Origin of the sequence: endosymbiont of Lamellibrachia barhami, from assembly GCF_011947365.2 — a bacterium.
Classification (GTDB): Bacteria; Pseudomonadota; Gammaproteobacteria; order Chromatiales; family Chromatiaceae; genus QGON01.
The window spans coordinates 1671468-1691890 of sequence record NZ_JAAVSH020000001.1; the positions used below are offsets into that span (position 1 = coordinate 1671468).

The window sequence follows — 20423 nt, forward strand, 5'->3', positions numbered from 1 at the left end:
TGGTTCGAATTCAAGCGGCAGACGTATTTAACCATATGATGGGGTTCTAATTAGGGCTTCGACTGTGGTTGAATAGGCACCCTCAGCACTCACTCAACGGGAAGATCACGATGGAAATGTCTACCGTCAATACCCAGCCTTTTTCCGATCAACGCCCTGGCACCTCCGGACTCCGCAAAAAGGTAAAGGTATTCCAGCAGCCCCACTACCTGGAAAATTTCGTCCAATCGATCTTCGACACCCAGCAGGATCTGAAAGGCGGCATCCTGGTCCTTGGGGGCGACGGCCGCTTCTACAATCGGGAGGCGAGCCAGATCATCATCCGTATGGCCGCCGCCCACGGGATCAGCAAAGTCATCGTCGGCCAGGGAGGACTGCTTTCCACCCCCGCTGCATCCTGCGTCATCCGAAAATACAAGACCGACGGTGGCATCATCCTTTCCGCCAGCCACAATCCCGGCGGCCCGGACGAGGATTTCGGCATCAAGTTCAATACGCCCAACGGCGGTCCGGCGCCGGAAGGGGTGACCGAGGCCATCTATGCGGCGACCAAGGCAATCAGCGAATACCGTATCGCCAAAGGAGAGGCGGTCGATCTCGATACTATAGGCACCCAGACACTGGGCGAGATGGCCATTGAAGTGATCGATCCGGTCACCGACTATGCGGAGCTGATGCAGGAGCTATTCGACTTCAAACGCATCCACCAGCTTTTTAACTCCGGCATGTTTGTGATGCGCTTCGATGCAATGCACGCAATAACCGGTCCCTACGCCAAACGCATTCTGGAAGAGATCTTGGGCGCGGCACCCGGCACCGTCATCAATGGAAAACCCAAAGAGGACTTCGGTGGCGGCCACCCCGACCCCAATCTGGTTCACGCCAATGAGATCGTCGTGCTCTCCAGTGGACTGGATGCCGTGGATTTTGCCGCCGCATCGGATGGCGACGGCGATCGCAACATGGTCCTGGGACGGGATTTTTTCGTTACCCCCAGTGACAGTCTGGCGGTCATGGTCGCCAATGCACACCTCATCAAAGGTTATTCAGAGGGCATCAGCGGCGTCGCCCGCTCCATGCCTACCAGTCAGGCTGCGGACAGAGTCGCCGAAAGTCTGGGGCTGGAGTGTTATGAAACTCCCACCGGCTGGAAGTTCTTCGGTAATCTGCTGGATGCAAAGCGCATCACCCTTTGTGGCGAAGAGAGTTTCGGCAGCGGTTCTGACCACATCAGGGAGAAAGACGGACTCTGGGCGGTACTCTTCTGGCTTAACCTGCTGGCAGTGCGCCAGGAGCCGGTGGACAAGATCGTCAAAGATCACTGGCACCAGTTTGGCCGTAATTTTTATACCCGCTACGACTATGAAGGGATCGACAAAACCGCAGCTGAAGCGCTGATGCAGCACTTGCGGGATCACCTCACCGAACTGCCCGGCAACCCACTGGACGATTACACCGTCGACTATGCAGATGACTTCACCTACACCGACCCGGTAGATGGCTGCGTTTCCAAGAACCAGGGCATCCGCATTGGGTTTACCGATGGCTCCCGTATCGTCTATCGACTCTCCGGCACCGGCACTGAAGGCGCCACCCTGCGGGTTTATCTGGAAGTCTATGAGCCGGATCCTGCAAACCACGGCAAAGAGACTCAGACAGTGATGCAACCCCTGGTGGAGATTGCTAAATCATTGGCGGAGATCGAGAGCAGAACCGGCCGCAGCGAACCGACGGTTATTACTTAGTGCCCGTCCGGAAACACTGTTTTTACCACGAAGCACACGAAGAGTACGAAGGTAAGAAATGGATTAACAATAAATCTTCTTCGTGTGCTTCGTGGTTAGATATGGGTTTCCGGATAGATGCCATTTAAGTGTCTGTCCGGAAACGCTCCTGAAAACGCAAATGTAGGCCCGATCAAGCATAGCGGATCGGGCGTTTGAGGATCGTATGTTGCCGGTTCCGCTACGCTTGAACTGGCCTACAGTTATTTATTAGCGTTCATTGGCGTTGTTTGCGGATGATTATTTTAATTCCATAGTGCGTGGCTAACCTGGAACATCTACAGCAACTCGTCACCCGGCTTATCTCCTGCTTGGAGACAAGGCCGGAGATCCCCGACTTCGAATCGGATGCACTCATCTATGCTGACGCACTGCTGAGACGATATCGTCTATCTGAAGAAACGTCTGCCCTTCGACAGTTGATGGTAGTCGGCCCCACCCAATCGGGTAAAAGCAGCCTGGTCAACCTGTTGCTGGAGGAACCGCTGGCGGAAGCGAGTCCCCTCGCCGGTTTTACCCAACACCCCCAGGGATTTGCCACAGTCGCGCTCAGCGAAACGCAACAGCTTGCAATCGCAAAACAGTTTCCCGGCTGGCAACTGAAGCAGACGCTCGATGCTGCAGACCCTCTGGGTTATACGCTTCGAGCCATCAGCAGTGCCAGCACAGGCTTTTTCGTGCCCGCCATTGTCTGGGACAGCCCCGATTTCGATTCGGTCAGCTCACGCAGCTACCGGCAACGCGTACCTGTATTGTGTGCCATGGCTGACCTTATCCTCCTGGTTGTCAGCCGGGAAAAATACGCCGACCAGTCTGTATGGCAGTTATTACGACTCATCGCCCCACTGCATACGCCACTACTGATTTGTCTGAACAAGACAACTTTGGAAGAAGCTGAATTATTGGAGCGGGAGATTCGGCAGCGACTGAAAAAAGAGCAAATCGAAGCCCTCGACGTCATACCTCTCCCTTTCGTAATGGGAGACGAACAGCTGCAAGCCACTCAGAGCGCAACCGAACTGCGGCGGGCCATCAGCGAACAGCTCGGACGACGGCCACAACCCTTTCCAGCAAATCATCTGCAACAGCTACTGCAACAGCACTGGCCGAGCTGGACTGAAACAGTACGCCAGGAGATTGCCGCAGGGCAATATTGGCAATCACTGGTTGAAGCCACTATCGAGGAATCCATCGCGCTCTATGAACGGGACTATCTCGAAAATCCGCACTACAGTGACACCCTGCAACGCACCCTCGCCCGGCTGCTTGAGCTGATAGAGATTCCGGGCATTGCCGGGGGACTGGTCAAAGCCCGTGAACTCCTTTCCTGGCCCGCTAGAAAACTACAGGCCATCTATCGTCACAAGAGCGGCAAGTCCGCTTCGACCAGCCCGGACCACGAGATCAGCGTATTGACTGATGCAGTAAACCACCTGTTATTGAGGTTGCAGCGGGAGATCGGAGAGCAGGCGATATCTGGCCAAAATGTGCCAGGATGGTGGCAGAGCCTGTTGAACCAATTCTCCTCCGAGCGCAAAACAATCGAAACACAGGCGCTGGAAACGGCGAAACACCATCAGCAACTTTTCGAGAGTGAAATCGAAAACGCAAGCCAGAGGCTCTTTATCCATCTGCAAAAACACCCCGCCACTCTCAACAGCCTGAGAGCCGCCCGTGTCACCGCAGATGTCGCTGCACTGGCGTTAGCACTGAAGACCGGCGGCATCGGGCTGAACGACCTGATCCTCGCCCCGGCGATGCTCTCATTTTCCACCCTGCTCACCGAGGGGGCACTGGGACACTACATGCATACTGTGGAACAGGACTTGAAGGCAATCCAATTGAAGGCCGTCAGGGAACAGCTATTTGCCGATGTGCTGAAGCGGGCACTTTTGGGGTTGCCGGAAAATCTCTCCGCCCCTGGACTCTGCCTCATCGACCAACAACAACTGTTTGCGGCAGAGTCGGAGCTGGAGGCCTTGACACAATGATCGAACAGTTCAAACAGCAGTATCAGGGCCTCAAGCAATGGGCCGAGACCGCGCAGCAGGATGGCTGGCTCAACAGCAGCGATCTGGCGCGGTTTCAGCAGATCGAGCAGCAACAAGCCGACACGCTCTTTGCCCAGCAGGGGCAGCGTCCTTTGATCGTCGCCTTCTTCGGTGGTACCGGTGTCGGCAAGAGTAGTCTGCTCAACCGTCTTGCCCGGGCGGACATTGCCCGCACCGGTGTGCAGCGTCCCACCTCACAGGAGGTAACCCTCTACCTTCACGAAGATTATCAGCTGGGAAAACTACCAGACGAACTACCTGTTGAGCATACCCGGATCGCCTACCATCAGGATGAGACCCGCCGCCTGATTGCATGGCTCGACATGCCTGACTTCGACAGCGTGGAACAGTCACACAGGGAGCAGGTAGAGGCCTGGCTGCCCTATATCGACTGGCTGGTCTATGTGGTCAGTCCCGAGCGCTACCATGACGATGTCGGTTGGCGTCTGCTGCAACAGCGTAGCGCAAAACACCACTGGCTGTTTGTTATGAACCATTGGGATCGGGGGTCAGATCCGCAATTGGAGGACTTTCGACAGCGATTACAAAAAGAGACATTCGATACACCCAATATTCTGCGCACCAGTTGCCGAAAAAACGGGGGTGACGACGACTTCCCTCAGCTGGAACAGACCATCAATCATGCAATCGAAGCACACGGGCTTGCGCTGCTGCAACAGCTTGGCATACAGGCACGGCTCAATGAACTGCACGCGGTTGAACAGGCGCTCAGACAACGCCTCGAAGGGTTTGGGCGCTCTGAAGTGGCCGATGCCTGGCAGGAGACCACAGTAGAGTGGCTTAATGAGATCGAAGATGCGCTTCTGCTCAATCGCACGGTCCTCAAGCAGACACTCCTGGCGCAGGAGCAGCTATCGCAATCCCTCTTCAAGCGTCAAACAACCCTGCCCACCTCGCTTCCGACCACGAAGCAAGTGATTGAACAGATCTGGAGTGAACGCTTCAACGACCTTATCAGTGACTTGACCACAGAACTCGAAAATCTGCTTGGCCAGCATGACATCCCGGTAACCCCTTATGCCGGACCACTCACTGCCATTCCAGAGAAGCTGCAATCGACTTTTAAGGCGCAACTGGAAAGCTCCGTAGGCAAGGCGCTGGTCAAACCAGGCACAGCCGTACAACGATTTTTCTATAAAATAACGGGGGAGATGAGTTGGTTTTTGCCGCTATCGGCAGCTGGGTGGGCAATCTATCACATCATTAGCCGTTTTCATGCCGGCACTCAGGGAGAGGGGCATTTTCTGGGCATCGACTTTGCCGTCCACTCAGGCCTGCTGATTCTGCTTGCCTGGTTCATTCCCTGGCTGGTGCAAAGAAAACTGCACCCTTCGATCGCAGGCACCCTCTCAAAAGGACTCACCGAAGGCATTCATGCAGCAGTCGATGCCTGGAAATCAGAATTTGAGTCACTTTGGCTGGAACAGGAAGGAAGCCGTCTCAGCCATCTTGAGGCATTGAAAAACAGACCATCTCCCCAATAATCCCTATTGGTAATGGCTTGTTCCTGTTTTTTGTATAGAATGTGCGGTTATCATGACCGCAATCAGGAGAAGTAAACTTGAGTAAGAAAACAAAGAACGACGAGACCCAAAGACCCAAAGTCAGCAAAAAGAGTGTGACCAAAAAGAAGGTGGCTGCCAAGAAAAAAGTTGTCGCCAAAAAGAAGGTGGCAGCTAAGAAAAAAGCTATGCCGGCCAAGAAAAGGGTTGCCGCCGCCAAACCCGCTAAGCCCGTAATCAGTCCCCGCGAACGCTACGAGATGATCGCCACTATGGCCTATTACCGGGCGGAGCAGCGCAACTTCGATTATGGAAGTGACCAGAACGACTGGTTTGAGTGTGAACAGATCGTGGATGATATGCTGGGCAACAGATAAACCTCTATCCGCTAGAACCTGTAGGCCTGATCAAGCGCAGCGGATCAGGCAACAAAGCGGCTTGCCGGTTCTGCTACGCTCGAACCGGCCTGCAATGAAAATGCAATAACAGATAGTTTGAAGCGCAGGCACGGCTAAAAGCCCGTGCCTGCGTTATTGCCTTTTAGAACTTCACTGAACCTTTCACCCAAAGCTCACGGCCAGGCTCGTTGACCTGGATCGCTTCAGGGCTGAAGGGATCAAGATTTGCCCGATTCACATGATAAGCGTAGCTCTTGTCGAACAGGTTGTTGACACCAAAGCGCACATTGGCGCTATCGGTTACAGCATAACTGCCGAAAAGATCGAGCACTACCCACCCTGCAGTCTCCCCGACATCCTGACCACTTCCGTCAATGATATCGGCCCGCGTCTGTTCGGCATTCGCTCTGACGGTACCGCCAAAATCCCAAGCACCTGTGGTGTAATCCGCACCCAGGGTCATCTCAAGCGGCGAGATCTGGGCGATGGGACGACTGTCGGTGGTATTTTCCGCATTCACATAGGCGAGACTTGCCCGGCCGGAGAGTGAGTTCGATATGAAATAAGATCCTTCCCACTCCAGTCCATAGAATCTGGCTTCGATGTTGCGGTAGATGGTGGCTCCATTGGCGAGCAGAATACCCTCCTGGCCACGCGCCCGATCCCGCAGAATATAGTCACTGACATCATTGTAATAGGCAGTAAAACCGCTCGACCAGACATCTCCGTAGACCTCAAAACCTGCCTCAATCTGGTGATGTTGTTCAGGGTCGAGTTCCGGATTGCCCACCCAGTCCAGCACCATGGCGCCCATCCTCATGAAACTGGCAATATAACGTTCACTGGCATCCGCCGTGCGCACGCTGCGGCTGACACCCATGAAGAGATTGCCATTGTCGATGGCATGTTCATAACGCAGAAAACCGCCGATATTATTCTCGTCACTGCTCTCCGATGCCTGAGCATAATAGAGCGCATAGAGATCATTCGGCGTCGGACTCATACCTACCTGCGGCTTTTCGGCACCCCTTGAAATGGAGGCATTGACCTTGTCGTAACGAATACCCGCCTTGAGGCTGTCATCCTGATTCATCGGCATCGACAATTCTGCGAAAAAACCTGTCTGCTCCAGTTCAGCTCCTGGCCACATGATCGACTGCACTATTGTCGGATCAGTGGTCAGCATCATATCTGCAGCCGTCAGACGCTCTGCATCACGGTCATTTTTCTGGTAATCGACACCCAGGGTCAGCATCTTGTTCCCAAACATCAGGTCACCACTGGCACGCCCACCAAGCGTGTCCGAGGTGGTCGGCGTCTTCGCATTTGACATCGCCGTACGTTCCCGCAGAGAGTAGTTATCCATGAGGTGAGTGACATCGGTCTTGTAGATGTTGGCTTTCAAAGCGGTGAATGGCCCCACCGTCGCCTGCCGGTCAAACTTTAATCGAATATTGTCAGAATCGCTCTCTGGAGAGTCCATGTTGGCGCCGGAAAAGAGTACATCACGCTCTCGATTCGCTTCGAGATTGAGTTCAATCCGGGTATCCTTGTCTGGTGTATATCCCGCTGTCAGATTTCCTGAACGGGTGTTATAAGCAGAACGAACCTCCTGACCATCGCCATCCTCGTAGTTGTCTGCGTCCTTGTAGCCAAACACACCCCTGACATAACCGGTCTCGGCACCGGCCGCCAGATCAGCAGAGATCTCCTTGGTCCCGGAGTTGCTCTTATAACCGGCATCCACCTTGCCCTTGAAGTGATCACCCTCATCGAACTCGGGTACACCGCGCTCAAACAACACTGTGCCGCCACTACCGCCGCCACCGTAGAGTACCGTCTGGGAACCTTTGATTACGGTCACACTGTCGTAACTCTCCATCGCAGAATAGGCAGTGGGAGGATCCATTCGGTTGGGGCAGCCGCCATGGATATAGGCACCATCCAGCAGGATATTTAGGCGATTCTGGCTCTGGCCGCGAATGATCGGCTCGATTCCATGGCCACCCATGCGCGCGCCGGAGACACCTGTGACACCACGAAGCAGATCAGCGGCATCTGCCGGCATGCCCTGGGATGGCTCGTCCAACGGCATGACAGTTAGCGCGGGAGAGGATTGCGCCTCACCTTCGACCACAACATCGGAAAGCACTTCAGGTTGGTCGGCCGCAAAGAGCGGTTGGGCTGCCAACATACTGCTGATGGCTACTGCAAGGGTCTTCAACTTCATGGATCCTACCTCTTCTATTGTTATATTCCATCCAATAAAGCAAAGAGGGTGCCAACTTTTTATCTATTTGTTATTCAATAACTTCCTTTGATACCAATTGAATGCCAGCCCGATAGAGTGTGGCATTTCACTCACTTGATGTGTCATTTGGCGCAATCGCAATGCCGGGAATCAGTGCCTGAAACCTCGTAGGTTGGGTTAGGTACACATCACCGCTAAGAAAAACATTTCCTCCAAAGCCAAGCGTGTACCGTAACCCAACACTCTCCGCGAATTTCAAGCCCAAGCGTTGGGTTACGATGCGCTCAAACAGGGTCGATAAACAGAAAGCGTGGCTGTGTCGCGCTTCTAACCCAACCTACATTTCTTGCAACGGCAAGATCGAGATGGGAGCTATTCTGCAGCCAGATACTCAAGCCACTGTTCGGCCTGATGGCGCTCCTGTTTTTTTACCGAAGCGTCCCGTGCCTTGGTGAAAGCGTCGATAGCCTGCTGACGACGTTCCGATCGGGCATATGACGTACCCAATAACAACCAGTCACGAGCAGAAGGTTTTTTCTTTCTTTCGATACCCCGCTGCAGTCGGGTTGCAGCGGTTTCCCAAAGCTCCAGCTCAATCAATAATGATCCCCACTTCAGGTCCGATCTGCCACTAAGATCGATATTAGACAGGCGTGAAAAAATCGGCAACGCTTTCTCAGGCTCGCGGGCCAGCACCCACGCATCGGCCAGCAGACTCAGATTTCGGACATTGGCCTTGAGCAGTCCCGACATTATATGGATTTCCACCAGCTCAGCTGCATCCAGCGGCATATTCTGGTGCAGATAGAGGTTGGCAAGACGACGAAGCTCCCCCGCTTTCAACAATCCCTTCTCGGCCGCCAGCGCCATCACCGCTGTGGCCGCCTTTTCCCGCTGCTGCTGCATCAATACACCGGCCAGTTGACGCCAATAATCTGCATTGTCGGGAAACATTCCTACCATCTTTTGCAGCAGTTCAGCAGCCGGCTGCAACTGCTCAGTTTCCAGATAGAGTCCAACGAGCAGCTGATACCAGGACTCTTCAACTTCGTCCGACTGTTTGATCGCGAGTTTCAGTGCCTTGATTGCCGGTTTCCACCGTGCCAGCGAACGATAGACCTGCGCCAGTAGCACGTACGCACGGGGAGGTGGCTGCTGTTCCAACTCAAACCATAACTGCAACAGTTGCAGCGCCGCTTTGGCATTATCTTCCTGCAACTGTAACTGAGCCGTGGTGTAGCGCAGGCTATGGGTAACCTGATCTGGCAGGGCTGATGAGTTGATCGCCCCCATGAAATGGGTGATGGCAGCGGGATAATCATTCAGGCCGATAGCAACATAGCCATAGGTCTGATGAACCAGGGCTGTTTCGTAGCGATTGTCTGCCACACGAGCCAATAATCCATCCAGCTCTTCGGCAGCCTCTGTATATCGTTCGTGACGGATCAGCGCCTCGACTAGAAACAGATAGTCGTATGTGAGCTGAGTGGCGATGTACTCATCTCCACCGTCTTCTTCTGCCTGAGTGCCAAACCCCACCAGCAGGAGCAACAAAATGGGCAGACCCAACCACTTCATTTTTTCTTCATCGTAAAGTGGATGGTCTGACTTGCAGATCGGGAAACGGCAATCCCATCCTCAACTTTAGGTTGAAACTTCCAGCGCCGAATCGCCCGTAGTGCCGCCTGCTCGAAATAGCCCACAGGTTCCGCCTTCAACACCTCTGGATCACTCACTGAGCCATCGGCTGTGATAGTAAAGTTCAAGGTAACGCTGCCCTCCACATGACGCAGCAACGCCCGTTGAGGGTAACGTGGCGCAAAACGCAGCAGCGGTATAGGATCAGAGGAAGGGATAAGCGGCATCGCAGGCGGACGAAAAGCGCCAAGATAGGGACCCGAGCCAATGTTCAGAGGAATATCGATCTTCGGCGTATCCCAGTTCGGCAGTTTGTTTCCTGGCTGCTTGAAAGAGAGCCGTTGAGGTTGCGGTGCGCTGGGCGAGGCTGTTGGTGGCGGTTGATCCGGTTCATCCGACAGCTCTGGTGGCGGAGGTTCCGGCTCCGCATTCAGGCGTATGAAATCCACCACCAAGGGTTCGGCCACTGATCGGTCGAGCGTTGTACTCTCCCCGATCACCATGCGCTGCATGACCCAGAAGAGGGCTACATTCACCAACAGGGCAAACAGGATTGCAGGAAGATAGGCCGAACGGCTCATCCCCCGGCATCCTGTGAAGCGGCAATTGAAACACTCTCCACCCCTGCCAGACGCGCCTGATCCAATACCCGCACCACAGTGCCGGTAGGCGCCTGTTCATCAGCCAGGATCACCACCGCCCCTTCCGGATTCTCCGCATGCAGACGTTCAACATTGGCGCGCACTGCCCGTAGATCAATGCGGCGTTTATCGATCCAGACCTCCCCTTTACGGGTAACGGCTATGAGGATGCTGGCACGCTCCTTACGAACTGCTGTAGCCGCACTGGGCCGGTCAATATCAACTCCGGTCTCTTTCACAAAGGAGGAGGTCACCATGAAAAAGATCAGCAGAATGAAGACCATGTCGATCAACGGCGTCAGGTTGATGGTAACGCCGCCACTTTCAGATTCAGTATGCCGGTGGCGCATCAGGTAATCTCCCCGCAACATGTTGCATCCTGCAGGCGGTGACGCAGATCACTGACGAAGTAGAAGCCGGAGAGTGAAGTGACCAGCCCCGCCATTGTGGTGATCAGAGCACTGGAGATCCCCCCCGCCATGCCACGAATGTTGCCGGTACCGTGACTTGCAATGACATAGAAAACATCGATCATGCCCTCCACAGTCCCAAGCAGACCAAGCATCGGCAGGATCTGAGCCAAGGCAGTGATGAGGGGCAAACGACTCTGTCCCGCGATCCTGGCAGCCCCGATTCCGGCAAACCAGATACGGCTGTAACAGAGCGTGATCATGCTCCACATCAACAGCGACAGCAGCAGGATCAGCCAGAGCACAGGTCCGCCCTGCTCCAGGAAGCGCAGACTATCGGTTGGCAGCCACTCAATCAGCCGTTCCACCGGATTCCGCCCTATGCGCCACCATTGCAGCACTCTGTTCATCAAGGATCTGGATCAGCCGGTTGCTGCGGCCGGAGAGATAACTGTGCAGCAGCACCAGAGGTATCGCTACCGCCAGTCCCAGCTCAGTAGTCACCAACGCCTGGGAAATGCCGCCGGACATCAGTTTTGGATCGCCGGTTCCAAACAGGGTGATCGACTGAAATGTCTCGATCATGCCCGTAACTGTACCCAACAACCCCAGCAGGGGGGCAACAGCTGCCAGGATACCCAACATCGGCAATCCCCGCCTCAGTGCAGGCAACTCTTTCAGGATGGCCTCGTCAGAACGCAATTGTAGCGCTTCGGCATCGCTATCGGCCTGCGTATTCATCGCCAGCATCAGGCGTCCCAAGGGATTCTTCCCGGATGCCGAACGATTACCAATCTGCTTTTTAACCCGGCGTCCGGTAACGAAGAGTAAAATCAGTCGTTCGAGGGTCAGCAAAATACCCACCGCGCCCAAGCCGATGATGATGTAACCGATAACCCCACCCTGCCGAATGCGCTCCAGCAGAGTGGGTGACTGTACCAACAGCGACAGAATTGCGCCGCGGGAGGGATCGACCGCCATGGTTTCAATTGTCTCTTCGGCGGCCTCAAATTTTTTCGCCATCAACTGAAAACGCGGAGTGGGCTGCCGGCCCAACGCCATCAGACGACCGCTCTCCGGCAGATAGCGTAGATAACGTCCGTTGGATATGGCGTTGAAGGGACCAATCCGGGTAACCATCTCATTCTGCTCGACCCCATCGCTGGTAATCACGGGGGTTTCAAAACGTTTGATTTTACCCGCTTCCACCAGACGTTCGAGAAACAGTTGCCAGAGTGCCTCCAGTTTTTCAATAGAGGGAAGCTTCTGACTGCCCGCCAATTCATCCAACAACAGCAGATCCTGTGGTCGTTCCACACTGATCAACGAAGCGCCAAAAATATTCCGACTCTCGGATGCCACCTGGCGCACACTGCCGAATAGTTCGCCCAAGGTGCCGCTCTTCTCTTTCAGTTGAGCCCGTTGCTCGATCAGACGCCCCTGATTTTCAGTGTAGCGCTGATCCAACTCCAGCTTGCGCTGTTTGGCAATGGCAAGCGCCTGTTTGGCCTCATCGAGCAGGCGCTCGCGCTGATCCCGTTGTTCGAGAAACCGCTGCTCTCTCGATCTATCCCGCTTCTGCTGCAGTTGCCTGGATTCACGCACCTGCTGCAACAGACTCTCTAGAGAATCAGCCTTGGCAGCAAAAAGCAGACTGCTTTGGGATAGCATCAGCATAAACAGCAGAAAGAATAATTGCTTCATGGCATCCGCTCCGGCACGATCAGAGGGAGTGGCATCAGATCGGGGGGAAGCCGTTTTTCGGCAATCTGTAGCGCCCTGTCGATCTTGCGGTTGTGTTCCTGCGCCAGCGGTTCCCAACGGGAAACCGCTCTATTCCAAATACCCGCGGCCTTGCCATCCAGCGTCAGGTAGTAGAGCGCAACCCGTCCCAAGCGCAGAAAGGTCACCAAACGCGGTTCACCATCGAGTTCCAGTTTTCCGCGGTAGGATTCGATGGTTCGCCCGTACTCGGTCTCCACCTGGTAGGCCTCCAGCAAACGACGATAACGCTCGGGAAGAGTGGCATTGCTCTGTCCCTCAAGATCCTGCAACTGTGCAATACGTTTGGCACGCTCATCCGGTAGAAAAGGTGTATCCAGTTCGACAAAACGATCCAACACGTCCAGCATCCGTTCCATAAGCGGTTCAATTTCGCGACGGGTGTTATCGATGGAGAGAAGTTGCTCGGCAAGACGATGAAGCTCTTCGTCCTGCGAGGCTACGAAACGCTGACGATGCTCATTGTACTGTTCCAGTCTTTCCAGTTCTGCAGAGACCTGACGATAGCTTTCCAACAGATTGCGGGACTCGTCGTCGAGTTGCTCGACCCGCTTCTGCGAATCGATAGCCTCACTGACCGCCCTCTGCTGCTCAGAAAGTGCTGCACTGAAGCTGTCAGCCATAACCGGAAACGGTAGAAACACAAGGAGTACGACAAGCCGGAAAAGTCTCATCAAAAAGACCAAAAATCGCATAATCGAAACATTACCCAAAAATCAGAGTCAACGAAAAACAGCCAAATTATATATAGATTGGAAACCTTTCATGACACGACCACCGTTCAAGCTTGGCCATCCACATGATACCCGAGGTTTATACCTTAAAAAGGGTAAAGACAACAAATAGGCGGCAGTTGAACATATCGTAAAATATTCTGAATTGACTTACATCCATCCTCCCCGGATCTCAGTCCAACCAAGCCGTGATTTACACAATGCAATAGCGCAATAATTCTCTGTTAAGCCGGTAATGCCTATGTTAAATAGGGGGATACTTGGGGTATGAACTGAATCACACACTCAATCGAAGCAAAATCAAAGAGGGAGAAAGAGGATGGCCTATAAACACCGTCTGCATCGAAGTGAACTGGCCGTGCCCGGCAGTAACGAGCGAATGCTGGAGAAAGCCCCCAAGGCGGGCGCCGATCTCGTGTTTCTTGATCTGGAGGACTCCGTCGCCGTCCCCGACAAGGAGCAGGCCAGGAAAAATGTCATCCATGCGCTGAACAATTTCGACTGGTCAGGCTGTTCCGTCTCGGTGCGCATCAACGGGCTGGACACCCACTTTTGCTATCGCGACATCATCGATGTTGCGGAACAGGCGGGTGACAAACTGGATACTTTACTGGTACCCAAGGTCGGTCAACCCTCCGACCTGCAGTTTGTCGCCCTGCTGCTGAAACAGATCGAGGCAGCCAAAGGGCTGAAACCGATCAATCTGCATGCCCTGATCGAAACCGCCATGGGCATGGCCAACGTGGAGGCCATCGCCCAAGCCTGTCCCGACAGGCTGGAAGCACTGGTCTTCGGCGTTGCCGACTACGCCGCTTCCACCCAAGCCCGAACCGTCAGCATGGGGGGACCCAACCCAGACTACTTGATGCTCGACACGCCGGATGAAAATGGTAACCGGCAGACCTGTCTGGGCAATCAGTGGCACTTCGCCATGTCACGGATAATCGTTGCCTGCCGCGCCTATGGCCTGCGTCCCATCGATGGACCCTTTGGCGATTTCAGCGACCCGGAGGGCTACCTGGCTGTGGCCAGAGCCTTTGCGGCACTGGGCGGTGAAGGAAAATGGGCGATTCACCCCTCACAGATTGCCCTGGCCAATGAGGTCTTCTCTCCCGGAAAGGCCGAGGTGAATCGCGCCCAGCGCATCATCCTGGCGATGGAAGAGGCCGAAACTGAAGGCAAGGGCGCGGTCAGCCTGGAGGGAAAGATGATCGACGCCGCTTCTATCAAGCAAGCTCAGGTTGTGCTTGAAAAGGTAAAACAGATCAGCAAACAAGCGGTCTGAAGGGGACAGGCGTGGATATTCATGAGTATCAAGCCAATGAACTCTTCGACCGCTTCTTCGCCAATGCATCCAACATCGCACCCGCAGCGTATCTTTTAAGATCATTGGCCTGATCTGCTGCGCTTGATCAGGCCTAACCCGGGGTGAGTTGTTGGTTCTCACGCAGGTTGCTGAAATTACAAGATTGAAGACCATGATTCGAATCACACTTTTTCTCACCCTCCTGGGATTCATCACCGGGATATACGCCGCCCCCAAAGCCGAGCTTTGGCCGCGTTGGCAAACCCATGATGAAACCTCATCACTTTTGGTCGACCACGCCCCCTGGCAAGACTTTCTCGATAGTTATCTGTCTCAGGGTGGCGATGGCATCACCCGTGTCGACTACGCTGGGGTCAACAGTGCAGCGAAGGCAGCGTTACAGGCCTACCTGAATCAGCTGCAACAGACCCCTGTATCCCGCCTCAACAGAGATCAGCAGCGCGCTTTCTGGATCAATCTCTACAATGCCGGCACCGTGATGGTCATACTCAATCACTATCCGGTGGACTCCATCCTCGACATCGATATCTCTCCGGGTATCTTCAGCAATGGCCCTTGGGGCAAGAAGCTCTTTACCATCGATGGCCACAAAGTCGCGCTCGATGACATCGAACACCGTATTCTCCGTCCCATCTGGCGTGACCCTCGACTCCACTATGCCTTGAACTGCGCGTCTATCGGCTGTCCCAATCTGCAGCAAAGCACATTCACGGTATTAAACACTGAGAGTCTCCTGGAACAGAGTTCGCGTGAGTACATCAATCATCCCAGAGGGGTAAACATCGAAGATGGAGAGTTGATCGTCTCCAGCATCTATCATTGGTTTAAAGATGATTTTGGCGGCAGTGATCAGCAATTGTTGGCACATTTCCGGCATTACGCGGAACCGGCGCTTCTCACATGGCTATCTAAGATCGATGAGATTGAAGACCATCATTACAACTGGCAGCTCAACAGCGCCAAATAGAGGGTGGCGCACATGCCTCTGCGTCCTGGGTGTGCTATTTCAAATCACAGGGTGCAGCACACTGCAAACCGAGCCGGCAGCGGTCGGCAATGCAACGGCCGAATGCCTGGCACTGTTTCAACAGGCGGACGCGCTGGTTTTGCAAGCCGGTACAGTTGATGGTGGATTTGCACGTATCCCCGATTTTCCCTGGTTGCGTACCAATCGTTTCTTTGCTTTCCTCTCCAATGAAACCCTATCTACAGACAGTTATGCGCAGTGGCTCAGCCAACTGGAGCAGATGGACCGTGAAGCCCGGCACATAGAATTAAGCAATGCCGACACCGATCCTTCGCTGGAACAACAATTGCACCTTTGCCGCACAATACTCAGCACAGAACTACTTGGGGAGAGAGAGAAACGGTCACAACTGCAGCGCATAATAAAGGTAAACGACAACTACTCATCCCTACAAAGAGCAATTGGCCTCTACCCCATCACAGCCATCTTTGTTGATATCGTCGCCAGCAACTGGCGGGATAAATCAAGGTTGCGTTTGAGTGGGACATCGGGCAGACAATCTGATGCGGTGTCTGTACGTTATATTCCCCCTAGCGGGAAAACGATAAGCAGTGACAGAGTGGCAAATATCCTCTCAAAAGCCACCGCCAACCCCCTCAAACTTCCCGACGTGGATGGAATAGAGCTGCAACAACTGCTGCTGAACTTCGCACCAATTTGGGTCGTTGAGACAGAAGATGATAATGACCGCATCGGCACACCCAGATTTGATTCCAACGGCAATCCACCCTATATCGATACCAGCAGGCCGGTAGTCTATACGTACAAAAGCTTCACCCACTGGCAGGACAATAACCTGCTGCAGTTAAACTATGTCATCTGGTTTCCCGCCCGCCCACTGGAGAGCCGTTTTGATATTCTTGGAGGCCATCTGGACGGTTTGAACTTTCGGGTTACCCTCTCTCCCTCCGGCCAACCGCTGCTCTATGACACCATCCACAACTGCGGCTGCTATCACACGCTTTTTCCCACACCGTCCCTGACTTTCCAGCCACCCTCAGGTGCTGAACCACCTCTCCTGGCCGACACGGTTCCTGAATCTTCTCAACGCAAGGAGATAAGACTCACCGCAGGCGCACATCACATCCGCAAGTTCGCTAACTCGATCCTGGATTCTGGCAAGCGTTACGAACTGATCGATTACCAACAACTGACAACCCTCCCGCACACCTCCGGCAATCGTTCGCTCTTCTCTGAGGACGGGATCGTACAAGGGACGGAGAGAGGGGAACGCTGGCTGCTCTGGCCGATGGGTATAACTTCGCCTGGCGCAATGCGTCAGCGTGGCCGTCATGCCACAGCCTTTGTGGGTCGCCGCCATTTCGACGACCCGGATCTGATGGAGCAACTGTTCTTTCCTACAGAAGCAGACTGATCAGATTCAATAATATTCCTTGTCAACCATTCCCATACTGGTGCGTTTTGCACAGTGAGACGACCAAAAAGCTGTCGTCAAATCATTCAAACAACGCTTACCACTAGAGGTAATAACAATGAAATCACTGCTCGCAAAACTCACCATTCTGGGTCTTCTCACCACTGTTGCCTTCAGCGCAAGTGCCGGACAGGGTCATGTCAAGGGCAAAGGCTGGGCTCAGGGTTCTGGCGTCGTCCAAGGCACCGGCATCGTCAGGGGTTCAGGCACCGCCAGCGGGAAAGGTGTTGTTGTCTACCGCGACGGTAACGGTAACATCCAGTACAAAAAGGGTTCAGGCACCGTCTCCGGCCGGGGCATAGCCATTGGTAAGGGTGCTTTTGCAGGCACGGGTAAAGCCTATGGCAGAGGCCGGGCAGCCGGGAATGGCAGAACCTGGAGATAACGCCTTTCGGCGTGCCGGGGCGGCGTCAAATCAGCTGGATGGTGTATGTATACTTTTACAGTATGCCAGCCTGATTTGACGCCGCCCCCTCATGAGGGGCCCACTATTTCCAGTAGAAAAACAGGTTAACCCCAACCACTTTTTTTGCAAGAATGGCCCTATGCAGGGTCAATCCGACAACAATTCACTTCGCCGGCAGCGACAACGCCGAACTTTGGCCAACGCCTTTCAAAAGATGCTGCCCGCAGAGGCTGTCATCTATCGGGAAGAGGAGTTGGTCCCCTATGAGTGCGATGGACTCTCTGCTTACCGGCAGGTGCCCCTGATCGTGCTATTGCCCTACGATACAGGCCAGGTTCAGGCCATCCTTCGCTACTGCCACACCAACAAAATACCCGTGGTGGCGCGCGGCGCCGGAACCGGACTCTCTGGCGGTGCACTGCCCCATGAAGATGGCGTACTGCTCAGTCTGGCGCGTCTGAATAAGATCCTGGAAGTCGACCAACCCAATATGCGCGCCAGGGTGCAGCCGGGTGTGCGCAATCTGGCGATCAGCGATGCCGCCCGGGCTCATGGACTCTACTATGCACCCGACCCCTCCTCCCAAATCGCCTGCTCCATCGGCGGCAACGTAGCGGAAAACGCAGGAGGGGTACATTGCCTGAAATATGGTCTGACCGTGAACAACCTGCTGGAAGTCACTCTGATCACCATTGAAGGAGAGCAAATCACTCTGGGAGGTGGCGGTCTCGACAGTCCGGGGTTCGATCTGCTGGCGCTAATGACCGGTTCTGAAGGCATGTTGGGGGTGATTGTGGAGGTTCTGGTCAAGCTGCTGCCGATACCCGCCAAGGCTCAGGTCATCCTGGCGGCATTTGACGAGGTAGAGGCCGCAGGCAATGCGGTTGCCGTTATCATCGCCAACGGCATCATTCCTGCCGGGCTGGAATTGATGGACAACCTCTCCCTGCGCGCTGCAGAAGCGTTCATCCATGCGGGTTACCCGGTGGAGGCCGCTGCCATTCTGCTCTGTGAACTGGATGGTAGTGAGGATGAGGTTACGGTTTCGGTGGCATCTGTCTGTTCTATCCTGAAGCAATCCGGAGCCAGCGAAGTGCGCATCTCCAGGGATGAGGCCGAGCGGCTGCGTTTCTGGGCCGGACGCAAGGCTGCATTCCCGGCGGTGGGTCGACTCTCACCGGACTACTACTGTATGGACGGCACTATCCCCCGCAAGCAACTGGCGATGGTACTGAAAAAAATCGCCGGGATGTCTGAACGCTATGATCTCCGCTGCGCCAACGTCTTTCATGCCGGGGACGGCAATCTGCATCCTCTGATTCTCTACGATGCCAATATCCCTGGTGAACTGGAAAAAGCCGAGAGATTCGGCGGCGAGATATTGGAACTCTGCGTGGCAGTAGGTGGCACCATCACCGGTGAACACGGTGTGGGTTTAGAGAAAATCAACCAGATGTGCGCGCAGTTCCCCGATGCGGAACTTGAGATCTTCCATGCAGTAAAGGCAGCCTTCGACCCTGATAACCTGCTCAATCCCGGTAAGGCGATCCCCACCCTCGCCCGCTGCGCCGAATTCGGTGCCATGCATGTGCATGCCGGACAGCTGCGTTTTCCTGAACTGGAGCGGTTCTAAGTGGACAGCAACCAAGACATCAGTGAAGTACTGCAAGCCGAAGTGGTTCAGGCGGTGGAGAGCGGACAACAACTCTGCCTGCGAGGAGGCAACAGCAAAGGTTTCTACGGCCGCGAAACGACAGGGGGAATTTTCGACCTGAGCAAACACCAGGGCATTGTCAATTATGAACCCACTGAACTGGTCGTCACTGCCCGTGGCGGCACGCTGCTCTCCGAGATCGAGGCAGTTCTGGCTGCACAGAATCAGATGCTCCCCTTCGAGCCACCGCATTTCACAGAGGCAGCGACAATCGGCGGCGCCATTGCGAGTGGTCTCAGTGGCCCCCGCCGTCCCTGGTTTGGTGCTTCCCGAGATCTGCTGTTGGGGATCACACTGCTGGATGGACGGGGACAGATTCTGAACTTCGGCGGCCAGGTGATGAAAAACGTGGCTGGATATGACCTCTCCCGGCTCATGGCCGGTGCCTTGGGCACCTTGGGCATCCTGCTGGAGGTGTCGATAAAAGTCCTGCCTCTGCCGCCGCAGGAGACAACCCTTTTATTCGAAGCCGACACAGAGAATGCTCATGCAATCACGCAGCGTTTAAGTCTGGATGCCGCCCCCATCTCCGGCAGTTGTCACATGGATGGACAACTGCACATTCGGTTTGATTGTGATGAAACCCGAATATCACAGCTCCAAAAACGCTTCGGCGGTGAACGGTTTGAAGATGCTGAAATGTTCTGGAGAGCACTTCGGGATCAGCAGTTTGCCTTTTTTCAGACCGACGCCCCGCTCTGGCGACTGTCACTGCCACCAGCAGCTGACTTTAGTCTAGCGGGGAAACAGCTCATGGAATGGGGTGGTGCATTGAGATGGTTCAAAGGAGATCACTCGATGGAGGCCATCCGCTCCGCCGTCAGCGCAACCGGTGGTCACGCCACACTGTTTCGAAATGGTGATCGCAGCGGCGATATCTTCCATCCCCTGAATCCCACTATTGCATCGCTACATCAACGCCTGAAGTCAGTATTCGACCCCAAATTCATCTTTAATCCGGGACGGCTCTATCCTGAATAGACCAGCTTGTTTTTATTGGCTGCCGACATACGTTTGATCTCCATCTCCCGCCTCGCGCCTCCATGTACGCACAGATTCCAGGTGTGTAGAGTAAATCAACCGGCAGTCTGCTACGAGTGTACTTGGCACCCTGCCCTGAATTATGTTTCTTGACCCGTGCAGCCACATCTTTGGCAATCCCGGTATAGAGCGAGCCGTCACAGCACTTCAGGATATAAACGTGCCAAAAATCGGCCGGTTCATTCATCTGAGAATCACGCTTTCAGCCAGGCAATAGCCTCAGCAAATGCCGCACCGCCGAAGAACATGCGTAACCCCCAA

General features: G+C 54.5%; 18 protein-coding genes. 10 read left to right on the forward strand and 8 right to left on the reverse strand.

Annotation, left to right across the window (positions count from 1 at the left end; translation table 11 throughout):
• The first annotated feature begins 110 nt into the window (after nucleotides 1-110).
• From G9Q73_RS07460 to G9Q73_RS07475, 4 genes are all read left to right on the forward strand, one after another.
• Complete coding sequence (locus G9Q73_RS07460) at nucleotides 111-1745, forward strand: alpha-D-glucose phosphate-specific phosphoglucomutase (RefSeq protein ID WP_177419228.1); 1635 nt, start codon at nucleotides 111-113, stop codon at nucleotides 1743-1745.
• A gap of 299 nt (nucleotides 1746-2044) precedes the next feature.
• The gene (locus G9Q73_RS07465; RefSeq protein ID WP_177419229.1) at nucleotides 2045-3775 is read left to right on the forward strand and encodes a GTPase domain-containing protein; all 1731 of its coding nucleotides are present in this window, start codon (nucleotides 2045-2047) and stop codon (nucleotides 3773-3775) included.
• Nucleotides 3772-5340, forward strand: a complete 1569-nt coding sequence (locus G9Q73_RS07470; RefSeq protein ID WP_177419230.1) for a GTPase — start codon at nucleotides 3772-3774, stop codon at nucleotides 5338-5340. The genes G9Q73_RS07465 and G9Q73_RS07470 overlap by 4 nt, the downstream gene beginning before the upstream one ends.
• Nucleotides 5341-5417: 77 nt before the next feature.
• Nucleotides 5418-5735: a DUF2934 domain-containing protein gene (locus G9Q73_RS07475; RefSeq protein ID WP_177419231.1), complete on the forward strand. Its 318-nt coding sequence runs from the start codon at nucleotides 5418-5420 to the stop codon at nucleotides 5733-5735.
• A gap of 163 nt (nucleotides 5736-5898) precedes the next feature.
• Here G9Q73_RS07475 and G9Q73_RS07480 read toward each other — a convergent pair whose 3' ends face one another.
• From G9Q73_RS07480 to G9Q73_RS07510, 7 genes are all read right to left on the reverse strand, one after another.
• Nucleotides 5899-7986, reverse strand: coding sequence for a TonB-dependent copper receptor (locus G9Q73_RS07480; protein ID WP_177419232.1), 2088 nt, complete (start codon nucleotides 7984-7986; stop codon nucleotides 5899-5901).
• Nucleotides 7987-8379: 393 nt separating this feature from the next.
• Nucleotides 8380-9585, reverse strand: coding sequence for a tetratricopeptide repeat protein (locus G9Q73_RS07485; protein WP_177419233.1), 1206 nt, complete (start codon nucleotides 9583-9585; stop codon nucleotides 8380-8382).
• Nucleotides 9582-10226 (reverse strand): energy transducer TonB, encoded by a 645-nt coding sequence (locus G9Q73_RS07490; RefSeq protein WP_177419234.1) that lies wholly within the window; start codon nucleotides 10224-10226, stop codon nucleotides 9582-9584. The genes G9Q73_RS07485 and G9Q73_RS07490 overlap by 4 nt, the downstream gene beginning before the upstream one ends.
• Nucleotides 10223-10657 (reverse strand): ExbD/TolR family protein, encoded by a 435-nt coding sequence (locus G9Q73_RS07495; RefSeq protein ID WP_304956573.1) that lies wholly within the window; start codon nucleotides 10655-10657, stop codon nucleotides 10223-10225. Before G9Q73_RS07495 ends, G9Q73_RS07490 begins: the two co-directional genes overlap by 4 nt.
• Nucleotides 10636-11064: a MotA/TolQ/ExbB proton channel family protein gene (locus G9Q73_RS07500; protein ID WP_369408856.1), complete on the reverse strand. Its 429-nt coding sequence runs from the start codon at nucleotides 11062-11064 to the stop codon at nucleotides 10636-10638. The genes G9Q73_RS07495 and G9Q73_RS07500 overlap by 22 nt, the downstream gene beginning before the upstream one ends.
• On the reverse strand, nucleotides 11048-12400 hold the full coding sequence (locus G9Q73_RS07505) for a MotA/TolQ/ExbB proton channel family protein (RefSeq protein WP_177419236.1): 1353 nt from the start codon (nucleotides 12398-12400) through the stop codon (nucleotides 11048-11050). The genes G9Q73_RS07500 and G9Q73_RS07505 overlap by 17 nt, the downstream gene beginning before the upstream one ends.
• Entirely contained in the window at nucleotides 12397-13152 is a 756-nt protein-coding gene (locus G9Q73_RS07510) for a DUF3450 domain-containing protein (RefSeq protein ID WP_218649935.1), read from the reverse strand. The genes G9Q73_RS07505 and G9Q73_RS07510 overlap by 4 nt, the downstream gene beginning before the upstream one ends.
• A 379-nt stretch (nucleotides 13153-13531) precedes the next feature.
• On the opposite strand from G9Q73_RS07510, the gene G9Q73_RS07515 reads away from it, so the two are divergent.
• The 6 genes from G9Q73_RS07515 (at nucleotide 13532) to glcE (ending at nucleotide 20102) form a co-directional block, all read left to right on the forward strand.
• The gene (locus G9Q73_RS07515; protein WP_177419238.1) at nucleotides 13532-14497 is read left to right on the forward strand and encodes an HpcH/HpaI aldolase/citrate lyase family protein; all 966 of its coding nucleotides are present in this window, start codon (nucleotides 13532-13534) and stop codon (nucleotides 14495-14497) included.
• A gap of 193 nt (nucleotides 14498-14690) precedes the next feature.
• On the forward strand, nucleotides 14691-15506 hold the full coding sequence (locus G9Q73_RS07520; RefSeq protein ID WP_177419239.1) for a DUF547 domain-containing protein: 816 nt from the start codon (nucleotides 14691-14693) through the stop codon (nucleotides 15504-15506).
• Nucleotides 15507-15537: 31 nt separating this feature from the next.
• On the forward strand, nucleotides 15538-16941 hold the full coding sequence (locus tag G9Q73_RS07525; RefSeq protein ID WP_177419240.1) for a hypothetical protein: 1404 nt from the start codon (nucleotides 15538-15540) through the stop codon (nucleotides 16939-16941).
• A 118-nt stretch (nucleotides 16942-17059) separates the two neighbouring features.
• Nucleotides 17060-17386 (forward strand): hypothetical protein, encoded by a 327-nt coding sequence (locus G9Q73_RS07530; RefSeq protein ID WP_177419241.1) that lies wholly within the window; start codon nucleotides 17060-17062, stop codon nucleotides 17384-17386.
• Nucleotides 17387-17546: 160 nt separating this feature from the next.
• Complete coding sequence (locus tag G9Q73_RS07535) at nucleotides 17547-19040, forward strand: FAD-linked oxidase C-terminal domain-containing protein (protein ID WP_177419242.1); 1494 nt, start codon at nucleotides 17547-17549, stop codon at nucleotides 19038-19040.
• Nucleotides 19041-20102 (forward strand): glycolate oxidase subunit GlcE, encoded by a 1062-nt coding sequence (glcE, locus tag G9Q73_RS07540; RefSeq protein ID WP_369408857.1) that lies wholly within the window; start codon nucleotides 19041-19043, stop codon nucleotides 20100-20102.
• Here glcE and G9Q73_RS20410 read toward each other — a convergent pair.
• Complete coding sequence (locus G9Q73_RS20410) at nucleotides 20074-20349, reverse strand: GIY-YIG nuclease family protein (RefSeq protein WP_177419243.1); 276 nt, start codon at nucleotides 20347-20349, stop codon at nucleotides 20074-20076. The two genes, glcE and G9Q73_RS20410, sit on opposite strands and share 29 nt — an antisense overlap.
• Nucleotides 20350-20423 lie beyond the last annotated feature (74 nt).

Coding starts and splice junctions, on each gene's coding strand:
- G9Q73_RS07460 (WP_177419228.1), top strand. CDS start 111: ATGGAAATGTCTACCGTCAATACCCAGCCTTTTTCCGATCAACGCCCT.
- G9Q73_RS07515 (WP_177419238.1), top strand. CDS start 13,532: ATGGCCTATAAACACCGTCTGCATCGAAGTGAACTGGCCGTGCCCGGC.
- G9Q73_RS07535 (WP_177419242.1), top strand. CDS start 17,547: ATGCAGGGTCAATCCGACAACAATTCACTTCGCCGGCAGCGACAACGC.
- G9Q73_RS07505 (WP_177419236.1), bottom strand. CDS start 12,400: ATGAAGCAATTATTCTTTCTGCTGTTTATGCTGATGCTATCCCAAAGC.
- G9Q73_RS07490 (WP_177419234.1), bottom strand. CDS start 10,226: ATGAGCCGTTCGGCCTATCTTCCTGCAATCCTGTTTGCCCTGTTGGTG.
- G9Q73_RS20410 (WP_177419243.1), bottom strand. CDS start 20,349: ATGAATGAACCGGCCGATTTTTGGCACGTTTATATCCTGAAGTGCTGT.
- G9Q73_RS07485 (WP_177419233.1), bottom strand. CDS start 9,585: ATGAAGTGGTTGGGTCTGCCCATTTTGTTGCTCCTGCTGGTGGGGTTT.
- G9Q73_RS07495 (WP_304956573.1), bottom strand. CDS start 10,657: ATGTTGCGGGGAGATTACCTGATGCGCCACCGGCATACTGAATCTGAA.
- G9Q73_RS07480 (WP_177419232.1), bottom strand. CDS start 7,986: ATGAAGTTGAAGACCCTTGCAGTAGCCATCAGCAGTATGTTGGCAGCC.
- G9Q73_RS07530 (WP_177419241.1), top strand. CDS start 17,060: ATGAAATCACTGCTCGCAAAACTCACCATTCTGGGTCTTCTCACCACT.
- G9Q73_RS07520 (WP_177419239.1), top strand. CDS start 14,691: ATGATTCGAATCACACTTTTTCTCACCCTCCTGGGATTCATCACCGGG.
- G9Q73_RS07470 (WP_177419230.1), top strand. CDS start 3,772: ATGATCGAACAGTTCAAACAGCAGTATCAGGGCCTCAAGCAATGGGCC.
- G9Q73_RS07510 (WP_218649935.1), bottom strand. CDS start 13,152: ATGAGACTTTTCCGGCTTGTCGTACTCCTTGTGTTTCTACCGTTTCCG.